General features: G+C 59.6%; 13 protein-coding genes and 1 pseudogene. 9 read left to right on the top strand and 5 right to left on the bottom strand.

The features are described 5' to 3' along the window. Window positions 1-14: 14 nt before the first annotated feature. Window positions 15-143: a hypothetical protein gene (locus tag KDX37_RS29420; RefSeq protein WP_264759254.1), complete on the bottom strand. Its 129-nt coding sequence runs from the start codon at window positions 141-143 to the stop codon at window positions 15-17. Here KDX37_RS29420 and KDX37_RS14570 point away from each other — a divergent pair. Beyond that, window positions 142-543 (top strand): DUF4430 domain-containing protein, encoded by a 402-nt coding sequence (locus KDX37_RS14570; protein ID WP_231653384.1) that lies wholly within the window; start codon window positions 142-144, stop codon window positions 541-543. The two genes, KDX37_RS29420 and KDX37_RS14570, sit on opposite strands and share 2 nt — an antisense overlap. Window positions 544-587: 44 nt before the next feature. Here the strand turns inward: KDX37_RS14570 and KDX37_RS29550 are convergent. After that, window positions 588-915: pseudogene (locus tag KDX37_RS29550) on the bottom strand (energy transducer TonB); the annotation flags it as partial. A gap of 105 nt (window positions 916-1,020) precedes the next feature. Between KDX37_RS29550 and KDX37_RS14565 the strand changes: the two are divergent. Continuing rightward, window positions 1,021-1,935: a GGDEF domain-containing protein gene (locus tag KDX37_RS14565; protein ID WP_231653383.1), complete on the top strand. Its 915-nt coding sequence runs from the start codon at window positions 1,021-1,023 to the stop codon at window positions 1,933-1,935. A 129-nt stretch (window positions 1,936-2,064) separates the two neighbouring features. Here the strand turns inward: KDX37_RS14565 and KDX37_RS14560 are convergent, their stop codons facing one another. The 3 genes from KDX37_RS14560 to pmrG are packed head-to-tail and all read right to left on the bottom strand — an operon-like array spanning window position 2,065 to window position 4,255. Beyond that, on the bottom strand, window positions 2,065-2,739 hold the full coding sequence (locus KDX37_RS14560) for a response regulator transcription factor (protein ID WP_231653382.1): 675 nt from the start codon (window positions 2,737-2,739) through the stop codon (window positions 2,065-2,067). A 56-nt stretch (window positions 2,740-2,795) separates the two neighbouring features. Next, window positions 2,796-3,647, bottom strand: coding sequence for a phosphatase PAP2 family protein (locus KDX37_RS14555; RefSeq protein WP_231653381.1), 852 nt, complete (start codon window positions 3,645-3,647; stop codon window positions 2,796-2,798). Next, entirely contained in the window at window positions 3,644-4,255 is a 612-nt protein-coding gene (gene pmrG / locus KDX37_RS14550) for a lipopolysaccharide core heptose(II)-phosphate phosphatase PmrG (RefSeq protein WP_231653515.1), read from the bottom strand. The genes KDX37_RS14555 and pmrG overlap by 4 nt, the downstream gene beginning before the upstream one ends. 615 nt (window positions 4,256-4,870) lie before the next feature. Between pmrG and KDX37_RS14545 the strand changes: the two genes are divergently transcribed. The 7 genes from KDX37_RS14545 (at window position 4,871) to KDX37_RS14515 (ending at window position 12,210) form a co-directional block, all read left to right on the top strand. Beyond that, window positions 4,871-6,025: a mandelate racemase family protein gene (locus tag KDX37_RS14545; protein WP_231653380.1), complete on the top strand. Its 1,155-nt coding sequence runs from the start codon at window positions 4,871-4,873 to the stop codon at window positions 6,023-6,025. Between the two features lie 90 nt (window positions 6,026-6,115). Continuing rightward, window positions 6,116-7,738 (top strand): ABC transporter substrate-binding protein, encoded by a 1,623-nt coding sequence (locus KDX37_RS14540; RefSeq protein WP_231653379.1) that lies wholly within the window; start codon window positions 6,116-6,118, stop codon window positions 7,736-7,738. A 40-nt stretch (window positions 7,739-7,778) separates the two neighbouring features. Next, window positions 7,779-8,816, top strand: a complete 1,038-nt coding sequence (locus tag KDX37_RS14535) for an ABC transporter permease (protein WP_231653378.1) — start codon at window positions 7,779-7,781, stop codon at window positions 8,814-8,816. After that, window positions 8,816-9,721 carry an ABC transporter permease gene (locus KDX37_RS14530; protein WP_231653377.1) on the top strand — a complete coding sequence of 302 codons (906 nt, stop codon included), beginning with the start codon at window positions 8,816-8,818 and terminating at the stop codon, window positions 9,719-9,721. The genes KDX37_RS14535 and KDX37_RS14530 overlap by 1 nt, the downstream gene beginning before the upstream one ends. A gap of 17 nt (window positions 9,722-9,738) precedes the next feature. Further along, complete coding sequence (locus KDX37_RS14525) at window positions 9,739-10,578, top strand: ABC transporter ATP-binding protein (protein ID WP_231653376.1); 840 nt, start codon at window positions 9,739-9,741, stop codon at window positions 10,576-10,578. A 10-nt stretch (window positions 10,579-10,588) separates the two neighbouring features. Next, window positions 10,589-11,353 carry an ABC transporter ATP-binding protein gene (locus KDX37_RS14520; protein WP_231653375.1) on the top strand — a complete coding sequence of 255 codons (765 nt, stop codon included), beginning with the start codon at window positions 10,589-10,591 and terminating at the stop codon, window positions 11,351-11,353. A gap of 134 nt (window positions 11,354-11,487) precedes the next feature. Continuing rightward, window positions 11,488-12,210, top strand: coding sequence for an oligogalacturonate-specific porin KdgM family protein (locus KDX37_RS14515; RefSeq protein ID WP_231653374.1), 723 nt, complete (start codon window positions 11,488-11,490; stop codon window positions 12,208-12,210). The last annotated feature ends 298 nt before the right edge of the window (window positions 12,211-12,508 follow it).

Below are 12,508 nucleotides of genomic sequence, written 5' to 3'. Positions count from 1 at the left end.
TGACGCAGCGCGCGTCAGGTTCGCTGCGCAGTGATGCGCCATTGTACAAACTCCCCACCGTCAACTATACCGCTCAGGCCTTCTGGCACGTTGCGTTGCTCAAGCAGCGCCAACTCAAACAGCAAAAGGATGAGCGGCCTCATGAACACCACCCCTTCGGTAACCGTAAACGTCGTTGGCGGACCCAGTGCAACGGTGCCCTGGCAGCAAGGCATGAATGCGCAAACTGCACTGGAAAGCGCTTATAACCAGATCAACAGCACCGCAAAGTTCACCTACGCGCTGCAGTATTACGGCAGTCAGTTCGGCTATCTGGTGATGATGATCAACGAGACCTATGATTCATTTGTCTCATCATCTGCACCGTATTTCTATTGGGAATTCCTGGTCAACGGGGTGGCTTCGCCCAGCGGTATCGACGGGGTCACACTAAATGCCGGTGACGTGATCAGCTTCGAATTCGAAGCGTATAACGCGACCAAGCACGCGTTATCGACCGTGGCCGGTAAAAACGAATCGCAGTCGACGTTGGCGACTCGCTGACGTCTGCCCGGCAGATCAGACCCGGATCTGCGCTCAAATCGCCGCTATTTGATCCGATAGTGAAAGGTGTTTTTCACCCAGGGAACCATCACTGCCTCGCTCTCGACAAGCCGTGGCTGATACCGAAAGGTTTCAGCCACGACCACTGACGGGCGCATGAACAATAACCGCTGCCCCGCACCTGCGGGTTTATCACCCGGCCTTGTGGCGAGACGTCGCAGAGCCCGGGGAATCGCCCTCAATGCCTTTGTACAGTGCACGCTCGGAGTAATCCGGGCGTCCTTGCTCAGCGGCTGGTCGTTGCTCGATTTCACGTTCTCGCTTTTGCTCCTCCTCACGCTCGCGCGCCAGCGCAGCCTGCTCCGGCTGGCGGTTCTGTCACTGATTCGACCTCTGTGGTGCCCCTGCCACCCGTCACTCGAGTGTCATCTGCCTCTGTTTTGCTGGCCGACTCAGTACTTCAGGAGCCTGCCCGCCATGTTCAGGATTATTCAACCTCATCGCTGGAAGCTCGCTGTGCTGTTGATTGCCTGCAACCTGGGACTGCTGGCGTTTCTCGCCTTTGGCGACATCAAATACGTCAGCGAATGGAAGTGGCTCGACATCGTAGGTAAAGGCGGTTCTGCCCTGCTGTCGCTGGCCTGGCTGTTTCTGGTGTTCAAGAGTCGTCCTGTCGGACGCGCAACCAATTACCTGGCGATCGGGCTGATCTGCGTGTTCTTTTCCTGGTGGATCGACGCGCTGGATGAGTTCATTCGACTACCCGCCGAGATCGAGTGGGACCGCTGGCTGGAATCCGGTCTCATGCCGGTCGGGCAGATTCTGTTGACCATCGGCATTTACCACTGGCACCGCGAGCAGTTGGCGATCAGCGCGCAGATGGAGAAGCGCGAACGCGGCTTTCGCGAGCATCTGCTTTACGACAAGCTCACCCCTCTGGGCAGCACCGATTACCTCAAGCGTCAATTGGTGCTGAGCCTGGAACAGAGCCTCACGCAACAACAGCCGTTATCGCTGCTGGCTGTGGACGTGGATGATTTCAGCGCGATCACCTGGACTTACGGGCACCCCGAAGGCGATGAAGTGTTGTCGGCGCTCAGCCATCTGCTGGCGTTGAACCTGAGGCGTCAAGATCTGCTCTGCCGCCTGGCCGGCGACCGTTTTGTGGTATTGCTGCCCGACACCGGTGAAAGCGAGGCCAAGCTGCTGGCGCTCGAATTGCAGCAAGCGGTTGCCAGCCTGGCCCACAAGACACGATTGCATGGCGAGCGGATTCATCTGTCTGCCAGTGTGGCGGTGGTGATGGCCCTCACCGAAACGCCGGACAATCTGCTGCGGCGCCTCAATCTCGCGCTGGCGCGTGCTCGTCACCCACTGACGCGTACAGCCTGAGGGGCATCCATGCCCCTCAAAAGCGATGGACAAGAAGCCGACAGCCGCTTCATTCCGGGCCACTACCGCTGGACCGGCAGCACACCGACCCTGATCCAGCGCCTGTTCCGCTTCGATTGATAACGTAAGTCAGTGCTGCCTGCACAGCTTGTAGCCCAGGCCATGCGCGGTGTGCAGCAGCGGAAAGTCGAAACCATCGTCCAGCGCGCGCCTCAACAGGTGAACGTTACTGCGCAAGCTGCTGTTGTTCGGGGCGTCGCGCCCCCACACCAGATGCTCCATTTCGGCGCGCATCACAATATGCGGACTCTTGCGCATGAGCAGTTCCAGCAGCTTCATGTTGGTCGGGTTGAGTTTCAGCGGCTTGCCGGCCCGGCACACTTCGAGGGTGTCCAGATCGTACGTCAGGTCGGCCACGACCATGATGCGGTTGTCCTTGCGTTGCCGACGCCCGACGACCGCCTCGATCCTCGCCAGCACTTCGGACATCGCAAAGGGCTTGGTGATGTAGTCGTCGGCACCGACCTTGAAGCCGATCAGGCGATCCTCCAGCTCATCGCGAGCACTGAGCATCACGATGGCCACTTCAGACTTGGAGTACTGACGCAGGCTTTGGCAGATCTGGTTGCCGTCGATACCCGGCAACATGATGTCCAGAATGATTGCATCGAAGGGTTTGGATGCGGCCAGGTGCAGCCCGCTCAAACCATCGAGCGCACCTTCGACCGCATGGCCACGCAGCTCGAAGAACTCCACCAGGTTGTCGTGGATGTCACGGTGGTCTTCTATAACCAGAATATTCATTGCAGCGCCTTCTTGTTTTTCTACCCGACCCGCTGCCAGCGGAGCTAACCCGGACATCACACCACAGACTCGGGGCTGCGGATGATCAGTGTATCGCTGCGTTGTACCTTACGGACGTCGTTCAGGGGTTGCTGCAATCTGGACCGACCATAGAAACATAGCGCTACCACGAACATCACCAGCCACACGACGAGCCCGGCCCAGAATGTATGCGACATATAGTGCCAGCCTTGCAGGACACGTGTCGTGCCATAGATCAAGCCCAGCACGGTCACCGCAGCAAACACCAGACGGGTATAAGGCCAGGCGTGGCGACGGGCGACGAAATACAGCGCAAACAGGCTGAACGCGCTGGACGCATGACCGCCGGGCCAGCAACGACCTGCGCCTGCCTCATGCCACAGGGTGAAGTTCTTGTACCACTCGTAATGAGCCTGGGCGCCGCCATACAGTGTGGTTTCGACCGGGCAATAAACACTGGTGTGGCTTTTCAGGAAGTGAATCGCGCCGGTACTCAGCGCAAAAGCAACCACCACGTAGAAGAAGTCCAGCCGATAACGGTGCGTGAAACGCAACGGAGCAGCGATCCGCGCGCGGCCTGCCCAGTGCATCAGTCGGCCATTGGGGCGTTTTTCCAGCAACGGCCAGATAAACGACAGAAGTGCGCCGATTATTGCCAGCTCGCCCGTCCAGTTCGGCAGAATACGCGCCCATTTATGGGTGATTTTCTCGAACAGATGGCTCTCACCCAGAGGAAATACACCCGCAGCCGGGTCATAGAGCATATCGCTCAGCATCCGGTCCAGACCAGTCAGGTCAAAGGCTACAAACACCAACACACCCAGCAACACCGGAATCATCAGGTTGCTGCCGTAAAATCTGAAACGACCACTGGCTGGTTTGATCAATTCAACTGCTCGCTATTGAGGTCTGCCCACTGTCCGGCCTTGATAGAGCCCAGAATCCTGGGCCTGTGTGTACCGTCTATTTGAACGAAAACGGCTTCTGCGTAGGCGGCGGAGCGCTCATTGAAAGGCACGCCCAGCTTGCGCTCGAAATGATCGATGCAGCCGCTGTGTGTGACCAGGACGAGGTTTTCGCCGCGATTCTTGTGCGCAACCACTGCGTCCTTGAAGCTACTGTCACAATCGTTGGCCCAGTCCTGAGTCGCAACGGCATGGCCTGACACCAGCTCTGCGGTCTGCTGGGTGCGCGTCGTGGGGCTGGCAATCATGACAGCCTTGCCCAGCCCCAGCTTCTTCAGGCCAGCCCCGACGGCCAATGCCGCTTCACTGCCCACTCGCGTAATGCCATCCCCGCCATTCATGCATGGATTGCTGGATCGATCACAACGCTCACCATGCCGGATCATCACCACCACATCGCCCTGCAACCAAAGCTTATACAGACCGGACTTTGTCAGATTGCTGTCTGCGCTCAAATCAACGACATGAGCGATCGAGAACACGCTCCAGGCCCAGGCGCAAAGCGCCGTCACAACGACAGCCATGCCCATGAGAGCGATGCGCCGGTTGCTCAGAAAGGACTTTCCGGTTTCCGGCTTGAGAACCAGTACGTCGGCTGCTGCCGAAGATCTACTTATTGAACTACGCACCACGTGGCTACCCCTGCTTGAACAGACGCCGAGGCTGAGCGCCAGGCAGAGCCGGCTGCATCACCCTCACATGGCGGCAAAGATAGGGTCGCAGTCGTACGGAAGCGGTGAAGAAGATGTGAAAAAGAAGTTGGAACCAGGCTGACAGGCCCGCTCAGCGCCATCCCAGGGTGCTGCATGGCGAAACGCACATGGAAACTGACTCCGATTTTTTTCTGAAATGCGCCGACAGTTTGGTAACCACCTCTCCCGCATCGGGTGAATTTCTTTCAACCAGATAGAAAAGAGATCCGACACTCATACGAATAGGTATGACGACTTATAGACTGCCAACCGCCTCTTGCCTCACCCATAAACATATCAAGTGCTCCTTATAGGCTTTAAAACAAGGAAAATTGAAAAATTAGTCGTCATACGACTATTGACATCGTCCTACAAGAACGCAAATAATCGGCTAAAAGTTGTATGACGACATACTAATAAAATCTGATAACTACAATATCCATGAAGGTCATCATGAAAATCACCTCGGTCAACGTCGACGTCTTCACCTTCCCCTCCCGTCGCGCCGTAGACAGCGCAGGCCATGCCCACCCGGGCGAAGAAAAACCGGTCAAAACTGCCATGCTGCGCATCGCCTGTGACGATGGCAGCGAAGGCTTTGCTTTCGGCGCACCTGAACTGGTTCGCCCGCACGTCATCGATTCGTTCGTGAAAAAGGTACTGGTCGGTCAAAACCCGATGAACCGCGAAAAGATCTGGCAGGAACTCGCCCACTGGCAACGCGGCAGCGCCAGTCAGTTCACCGACCGGGCATTGGCCCTGGTGGAACAGGCACTGTGGGACCTGGCCGGGCGCGCTTTGAAGCTGCCGGTTCACCAACTGCTGGGCGGCTACCGCGACAAGGTTCTGGCTTACGGTTCAACCATGTGCGGCGACGACTTGCCGGGAGGTTTGTCCACACCTGACGAGTACGGCCAGTTCGCCGAAAAGCTGGTTCAACGCGGCTACAAAGGCATCAAATTGCACACCTGGATGCCGCCGATCTCGTTTGCGCCCAACCCCCGCATGGACGTACAGGCTTGCGCCGCCGTCCGCGAAGCAGTAGGCCCGGACATCGCGCTGATGCTGGACGGTTATCACTGGTACAGCCGCACCGACGCGCTGTATATCGGGCGTGAACTGCAAAAGCTCGACTTCGCCTGGTTTGAAGAGCCCATGATGGAAGACTCCGCCGAGTCCTACGCCTGGCTCGCAGCCAATCTGGATATTCCGGTACTCGGCCCCGAAAGCATCGCTGGCAAATACCACAGCCGCGCCAGCTGGGTTGCCAACAAATCCTGCGACATTCTGCGTGCAGGGGTTGCAGGTGTCGGCGGTATCGGGCCTTGCCTGAAAGTTGCGCACCTGGCCGAGTCGTTCGGCATGGACTGCGAGGTTCACGGCAACGGTGCCGCCAACCTGGCGGTGGTAGGCGCGATCAGCAACTGTCGCTGGTACGAACGAGGCCTGCTGCACCCCTTCCTTGATTACGATGACGTACCTGCCTACCTCAATACGCTGGTCGACCCGATGGACAGCGACGGCTTCGTGCATCTTTCCCAAAAGCCGGGACTGGGCGAAGACATCAACTTCAGTTATATCGAGACGCACACCGTGCAACGCTACTGACCGGCCACGCCACAAGGGCGACCAGCACGCCCTTGTCGCAGGCACATCAACAGACACGTGTCTTTATAACTATAAAAAAGGACCGCCCCCATGAAGCTCTGGCCCCAGCGCCTGCCCTGGCTGCTATGCCTCGCCCTGACGGCGACACTCATGTACACCCCGCCCGCCCTGGCACGCGGCGAAACACCGGTCGACCAACTGGTGGTAGGCATGAGCATGATCAACCTGCTTTCCCTCGACCCCGCAGGCGCCACCGGCCTGGAAGTCTCCGAGGTCAACGCCAACGTTTACGAAATGCTGCTGGAACAGGACGCGGCAAGCCCGGACCAGTTGATTCCCGCCCTGGCCGAGCGTTGGGAAATCAGTCCCGACCGCATGCGCCTGACCTTTCACCTGCGCCCCGCTGTGACGTTTCATTCCGGCAACCCATTGACCGCACACGACGTCGCCTGGTCGCTGCAACGCGTTGTCACCCTGAACAAGGCGCTGGCTTCGACCTGGAAGGCCTATGGCTACACGGCCAAAAACGTCAGCGAGCTGATGCGCGCCGAGGGTCCTTCGACCTTTGTGCTCGACCTGCCCAAAGCCACCGATCCGATGCTGGTGCTCAACACGCTGGCGACCTCGCCCAGCGCGTTTGTCATCGATCGCCTCACGGCACTGCAACACGCCAAGGGCGATGACCTCGGTGCAGGTTGGCTGACCACTCACACGGCCGGATCCGGTGCGTTCAAGCTGGACATCTGGCGCGCCAACGATGTCATCCTGATGAGCCGCTTCGATCAGTACTGGCGCGGCCCAGCCAAAATGCGCCGGGTGATCATGCGTAACATGACCGAGTCCCAGGCACTGCGCCTGATGGTCGAGCGTGGCGATCTGGATGTGGCACGCGGCATGGCCGCCACCGACATCAAGGCCCTGACACGGTCGGACGAGGTCACCGTGCAGACCATCCCGCGCGGCACGCTGTACTACGTAGCCCTGAGCATGGAACAACCGCTGTTTCAGGACATTCGGGTGCGCCAGGCGATTCGCGCATTGATCGACTATCAGGGCATCAATAATGTGGTCATGCCGCACTATGGCCTGATCAACCAGCGTCCGCTGCAACTGGGGCTGGCGGCCAGGCTCGATGATCCGGGCTACGCCCTCAACGTTGCTCAGGCAAAACGCCTGCTGGCCGAGGCCGGGTACCCGGACGGCTTCAAAATCACCATTCGCTCACTCACCGACTCACCCTTTATCAACATCGCCACCAGCCTGCAATCCACCCTCGCCCAGGCCGGGATTCAGGCAACGATCATTACCGGCACCGGCAATCAGATCTATGGCGCCATGCGTGATCGGCGCTTCGACATCCTGGTCGGCCGGGGCGGTGGTGGTGCCGAACGACACCCGCATTCCAGCCTGCGCGCTCTGATCTACAACCCCGACAACCGGGAAGAAGCCAAGCTGAGCAACTTTCAGGGCTGGCGCACCTCGTTCTACGACGCCGAGATCAATCAGCTGATCGAACAGGCCGAGCGCGAGCGCGACGCAGCTCAGCAACTGGCCTATTACCAGCGCATTCAGACGCTCTATGACCAGAAAGCCGGCCCGATCATGCCGGTGTCGCAGATGACCGACGAAGTGGTCATTCACGCCGACGTCAGGGAATACATAGGTCACAGCGCCGCTACCACGCGACTGCGCGACGTCTACAAGCAACGCTGAAACCCCGCGTTCAATCGCTCAAGCCAAGGCAGGAATAACCATGTCGAGTGCATCGATTTCATTTTGGAGCAGTCGGGTCGCCAATGGCACCCGTCGCAGCGGATCAGTGGCGGCGACCCTGTTCGGCCTGCTGTTGCTCACTTTCTTTATCGGTCGGGTCATGCCGCTGGACCCGGTACTGGCCATTGTCGGCCCGGACGCAGACGCGGCCGCCTACGCCCAGGCTTTTCAGGAGCTGGGGCTGGACAAGCCGCTGACCACCCAGTTCGTCATGTATCTCAAGGACCTGTTGCATGGTGATCTGGGCAATGCCCTGCTCACCGGCCATCCGGTGATCGACGACATCGTGCGGGTGTTCCCCGCCACACTGGAACTGGCAACCCTGGCCATCCTGTTTGGCGTGCTGATCGGCCTGCCGCTCGGCGTTTACGCAGCCACGCATCAAGGCCGTGCCGGCGACCATGTTGCACGGGTGATAACCCTGTTCGGCTATTCCACGCCCATTTTCTGGCTCGGCATGATGGCATTTCTGGTGTTCTATGCCTGGCTGGGCTGGGCCGGTGGCGTGGGGCGTATCGGCCTGGCCTACGACGGCCTTATCGAAACCCGCACCGGTCTGTTGCTGATCGACACCGCCCTGTCCGGCGACTGGGAGGCGTTTCGCAGCGCCCTGCGCCATATCCTGCTGCCAGCGGTGATCCTCAGCTTCAACTCGGTGGCGTACATCAGCCGCATGACGCGCAGCTTCATGCTTGAACAACTGTCGCAGGAATACATCATCACCGCCCGCGTGAAGGGCCTGTCCCAACGACGCATCGTCTGGGGCCATGCCTTCCGCAACATTCGTGTGCAATTGCTGACCATCGTCGCCCTCGCCTACGGCGGCCTGCTGGAAGGTGCGGTGCTGATCGAAACCGTCTTCGCCTGGCCTGGTTTTGGCCAGTACCTGACCAGCAGCCTGTTGCTGGGCGACATGAATGCGGTGATGGCCTGCGTGCTGCTGATCGGTCTGATCTTCGTGATCCTCAACCAGATCAGCGACGCCCTCTACAAAGTCTTTGACCCGAGAACACGCTGATGACGACTTCCCTGGCAAGCAGCACCAAACCCCTGGTTCAGGCCCCCACTTCGAGCCTGGCCGCGTTCGCCGCCAGCAGTGCACGCCTGATGCGTTTTCTGTTGCGCAACCCGATGACACTGGCCGGTTTGATTGTCATCAGCACCTTGATGATCGTCGCTCTGTTCGCGCCATGGATCGCCACCCACGACCCGCTCGCCCAGGACCTGTCGGCCGCATTGCGTATGCCCGGCGCGCAAAACTGGTTCGGCACCGATGAATACGGCCGTGATGTGTTCAGCCGCCTGGTGTATGGCTCTAGGATCACGCTGTACATCGTCATGCTGGTCACCGTGATCGTCGGCCCCATCGGCCTGCTGATCGGCACGGTATCGGGGTATTTCGGCGGCTGGGTCGACAGCCTGTTCATGCGAATCACCGACATCTTCATCTCGTTCCCGAGCCTGGTGCTGGCGCTGGCTTTCATCGCGGCTCTCGGTCCGGGTCTGGAGCACGCGGTCATCGCCATTGCCCTCACCGCCTGGCCTCCCATTGCCCGCCTGGCGCGTGCCGAAACCCTGTCGCTGCGCAATGCCGATTTCGTGGTGGCCGTAAAGCTGCAAGGCGCCTCTGCGGTACGTGTGATCGGGCGCCACATCATCCCGATGTGCCCGTCATCCGTGATCATCCGCCTGACCATGAACATGGCCAGCATCATCCTGACCGCCGCAGCGCTGGGCTTTCTCGGCCTGGGTGCGCAGGCTCCGCTGCCTGAATGGGGCGCGATGATCTCCAGCGGCCGACGTTACATGCTGGAAAGCTGGTGGCTGGTCGCAGCCCCCGGCGCCACCATCATGCTGGTCAGCCTGGCCTTCAACCTGCTGGGCGACGGCCTGCGCGATGTACTTGATCCACGCAGCGAATAACAACAAGGACGACAGCCATGTCACAGATAAAGCTTGCGGTAGAAGATTTGCGGGTCGAGTTCAGCCACGCTGGCAAGACCACAGCAGCAGTACGCGACGTGTCCTTCAATCTGGGGCGGGAAAAGCTGGCGATTGTCGGCGAGTCTGGCTCGGGCAAATCCACGGTGGGTCGCAGCCTCTTGCGACTGCACCCGGCGACCGCCCGCGTCACGGCCAAGACCCTGCGTTTTGGCGATGTTGATCTGCTGGCGTGCAGCGAAAAGCAGATCCAGGGCATTCGCGGTCGGCGCATGTCGATGATCATGCAAGACCCGAAATACTCGCTGAACCCGGTGATCAAGGTCGGCGAGCAGATCGCCGAAGCCTATCTGGCGCACCACAGGGTCTCCAGAAAAGAGGCGCGTGAACGCACCCTGGACATGCTCGCCAAGGTGCATATCCGCGAACCGGCAAGAGTGTACGAACTGTACCCGCACGAAGTCTCGGGCGGCATGGGGCAGCGAATCATGATTGCCATGATGGTCATCACCGATCCGCAGGTGATCATTGCCGACGAGCCCACTTCGGCGCTCGACGTCTCGGTGCGCCGTCAGGTCCTCAACGTGCTGGAGGAACTGGTCAGCGAGCGCGACCTGGGGCTGATCTTCATCAGTCACGACCTGAACATGGTCCGGCACTTCTGCGACCGGGTGCTGGTGATGTACGCCGGCCGCGTGGTGGAGTCGCTCAATGCCAGCGAGCTGGATCAGGCGCGTCATCCCTACACCCAAGGCCTGCTGGCCGCCCTGCCCAGCCTCGATCGTCCGCGCGCCAGCCTCCCGGTTCTGCAGCGCGATCCCCTTTGGCTCACTCACTGAGACTACGACCATGACCATGATCCAAGTCGATTCACTGAACTTGAGCTTTGGCACCGGCACGGCGCTGAATCAGGTTCTGCGTGACGTCAACCTGCAAGTCGAACCAGGCCAGTCGTTCGGCCTGGTCGGCGAGTCGGGCTCTGGCAAGACCACGGTCCTGCGCTGCCTGGCGGGGCAATATCATCACTGGAGCGGCGCGCTCAGCGTGGCGGGCCAGGCGGTGCGGCGCAAGCTGGATGCCAGCCACTACCGCACCGTGCAGATGGTCTTTCAGGACCCCTATGCGTCGCTGCACCCACGCCACACCATCGACGCGGCGCTCAAGGAGCCGTTGAGCATTCACAAGATCGACGAGCGCGACCGGCGCGTGTGCGAGGTGCTCAACCGGGTCGGCCTCAACGAGAGCTTTCGCTTTCGCTATCCACACCAGTTGTCCGGCGGCCAACGTCAGCGCGTAGCTATTGCAAGAGCGCTGATTCTGGAGCCGCGCGTGCTGCTGCTCGACGAGCCCACCTCTGCACTAGACGTGTCGGTGCAGGCTGAAATCCTCAACCTGCTGGCGGACCTGCGTCATCAGCAAGGCCTGACCTACCTGATGGTCACCCATGACCTGGGCGTCGTCGCACACCTCTGCGACCGGGTCGCGGTGATGCAGCAGGGCCAGGTAGTGGAAACCCTCGACAGCAGCCAGCTGATCAACGACCAGGCCCTGCACGACTATTCGCGAATGCTGATCCAGGCCAGTCGCGACATGGACGTTCGCCCGAGCGGGTGATCCAGAACCCGTCTGGCTGACGCTGACACCGAGCCCCTGCTGACACCGTGATCCCAGGCCAGATTGGCCACGGAACCCGGCTGCCTGCGATTTGCTTCAACTCACCCAATTCTCACCCAAACAAGAATAAAAAAATGAAAAAATCAATCGCTCTGCTCTCCCTGACCGCCCTGTTCCCAAGCGCATGGACCCATGCCGACAGCGCGTACATCAACTACCGCCACCAGTACGCCGAAAGCACACGCATGCACGCTGACCGGGTCAAGTTCGGCACACGCCTGGACAGTGGCTGGGGCTTTGAAGGTGAACTCAAATACAAGACTGCTGGCGACCGCCAGGACGTGGCGTTCGACAACACCGTCGGCAACGGCCACGAATTGACGGTCAGCTATCAGCACCGGCTCAACGACAAATGGCTGCTCACGCCCTCGCTGGCGCTGGAAAGCATCGAGAAGTCGACGGCCTACAAGATGGGGCTCAAGGTCGGCTACAAAGTGACCGACCAACTGACCGTATCCGGCCGCTACCGTTATGACTCGATCAAACTGGACCGCGACAAGGTCAACCGTGACATGCCGGATAACCAGATGAATGACCAGTCGGTCAATCGCTATGACGTGTGGCTCAACTACGCGCCCAAGGGACCGTGGACCTACGAGTATCAGTTCACCTGGTTTGATGCTGACTATATTCGCTACGATAACGACAAGACCGATTACGAACAGAACGCTGCGTTTAAATACAAGTGGGACAAGAATTGGGTGCCGTTCTTTGAGGTGGGCGATATCAAGGTCAATTCCGAAGACGATAAACGCCAGTTGCGGCTGCGCGTGGGTGTGCAGTACAACTTTTTGTAGTTTGTAGTTTGTAGACTCTGGACTCTGGACTCTGGACTCTGGACTCTGGACTCTGGACTCTGGACTGTGGACTTAGTGACCTGAGTGCTCGACTCAGGTCACCTTTTCGCCCCTCGGCGACCCGCTTTGATGGGGCCAAAGTGGGCAAAGCCCCAGGCTCCGGTTGGGTCCGCCTGCGGCGGATTCCTTCATCCTGACCCTGATCCGGCGGTCGCTGCAACGGGCCATCCATGGCCCGGTGCAGCTCAATCGGCATCCCTGCCGATTGCCCCCCGGATCAGCGCCAGAACTCAGCCTG

Origin of the sequence: Pseudomonas californiensis, from assembly GCF_021147775.1 — a bacterium.
GTDB lineage: Bacteria > Pseudomonadota > Gammaproteobacteria > Pseudomonadales > Pseudomonadaceae > Aquipseudomonas > Aquipseudomonas californiensis.
Note: the sequence above shows the minus strand (reverse complement) of the source record. Positions and strands in the feature narration are given on the sequence as shown.

Excerpts from the sequence above, each read along its gene's own strand:
- KDX37_RS14570 (WP_231653384.1), top strand. The coding sequence starts at position 142 with ATGAACACCACCCCTTCGGTAACCGTAAACGTCGTTGGCGGACCCAGT.
- KDX37_RS29420 (WP_264759254.1), bottom strand. The coding sequence starts at position 143 with ATGAGGCCGCTCATCCTTTTGCTGTTTGAGTTGGCGCTGCTTGAGCAA.
- KDX37_RS14565 (WP_231653383.1), top strand. The coding sequence starts at position 1,021 with ATGTTCAGGATTATTCAACCTCATCGCTGGAAGCTCGCTGTGCTGTTG.
- KDX37_RS14560 (WP_231653382.1), bottom strand. The coding sequence starts at position 2,739 with ATGAATATTCTGGTTATAGAAGACCACCGTGACATCCACGACAACCTG.
- pmrG (WP_231653515.1), bottom strand. The coding sequence starts at position 4,255 with ATGGGCATGGCTGTCGTTGTGACGGCGCTTTGCGCCTGGGCCTGGAGC.
- KDX37_RS14545 (WP_231653380.1), top strand. The coding sequence starts at position 4,871 with ATGAAAATCACCTCGGTCAACGTCGACGTCTTCACCTTCCCCTCCCGT.
- KDX37_RS14540 (WP_231653379.1), top strand. The coding sequence starts at position 6,116 with ATGAAGCTCTGGCCCCAGCGCCTGCCCTGGCTGCTATGCCTCGCCCTG.
- KDX37_RS14535 (WP_231653378.1), top strand. The coding sequence starts at position 7,779 with ATGTCGAGTGCATCGATTTCATTTTGGAGCAGTCGGGTCGCCAATGGC.
- KDX37_RS14530 (WP_231653377.1), top strand. The coding sequence starts at position 8,816 with ATGACGACTTCCCTGGCAAGCAGCACCAAACCCCTGGTTCAGGCCCCC.
- KDX37_RS14525 (WP_231653376.1), top strand. The coding sequence starts at position 9,739 with ATGTCACAGATAAAGCTTGCGGTAGAAGATTTGCGGGTCGAGTTCAGC.
- KDX37_RS14520 (WP_231653375.1), top strand. The coding sequence starts at position 10,589 with ATGACCATGATCCAAGTCGATTCACTGAACTTGAGCTTTGGCACCGGC.
- KDX37_RS14515 (WP_231653374.1), top strand. The coding sequence starts at position 11,488 with ATGAAAAAATCAATCGCTCTGCTCTCCCTGACCGCCCTGTTCCCAAGC.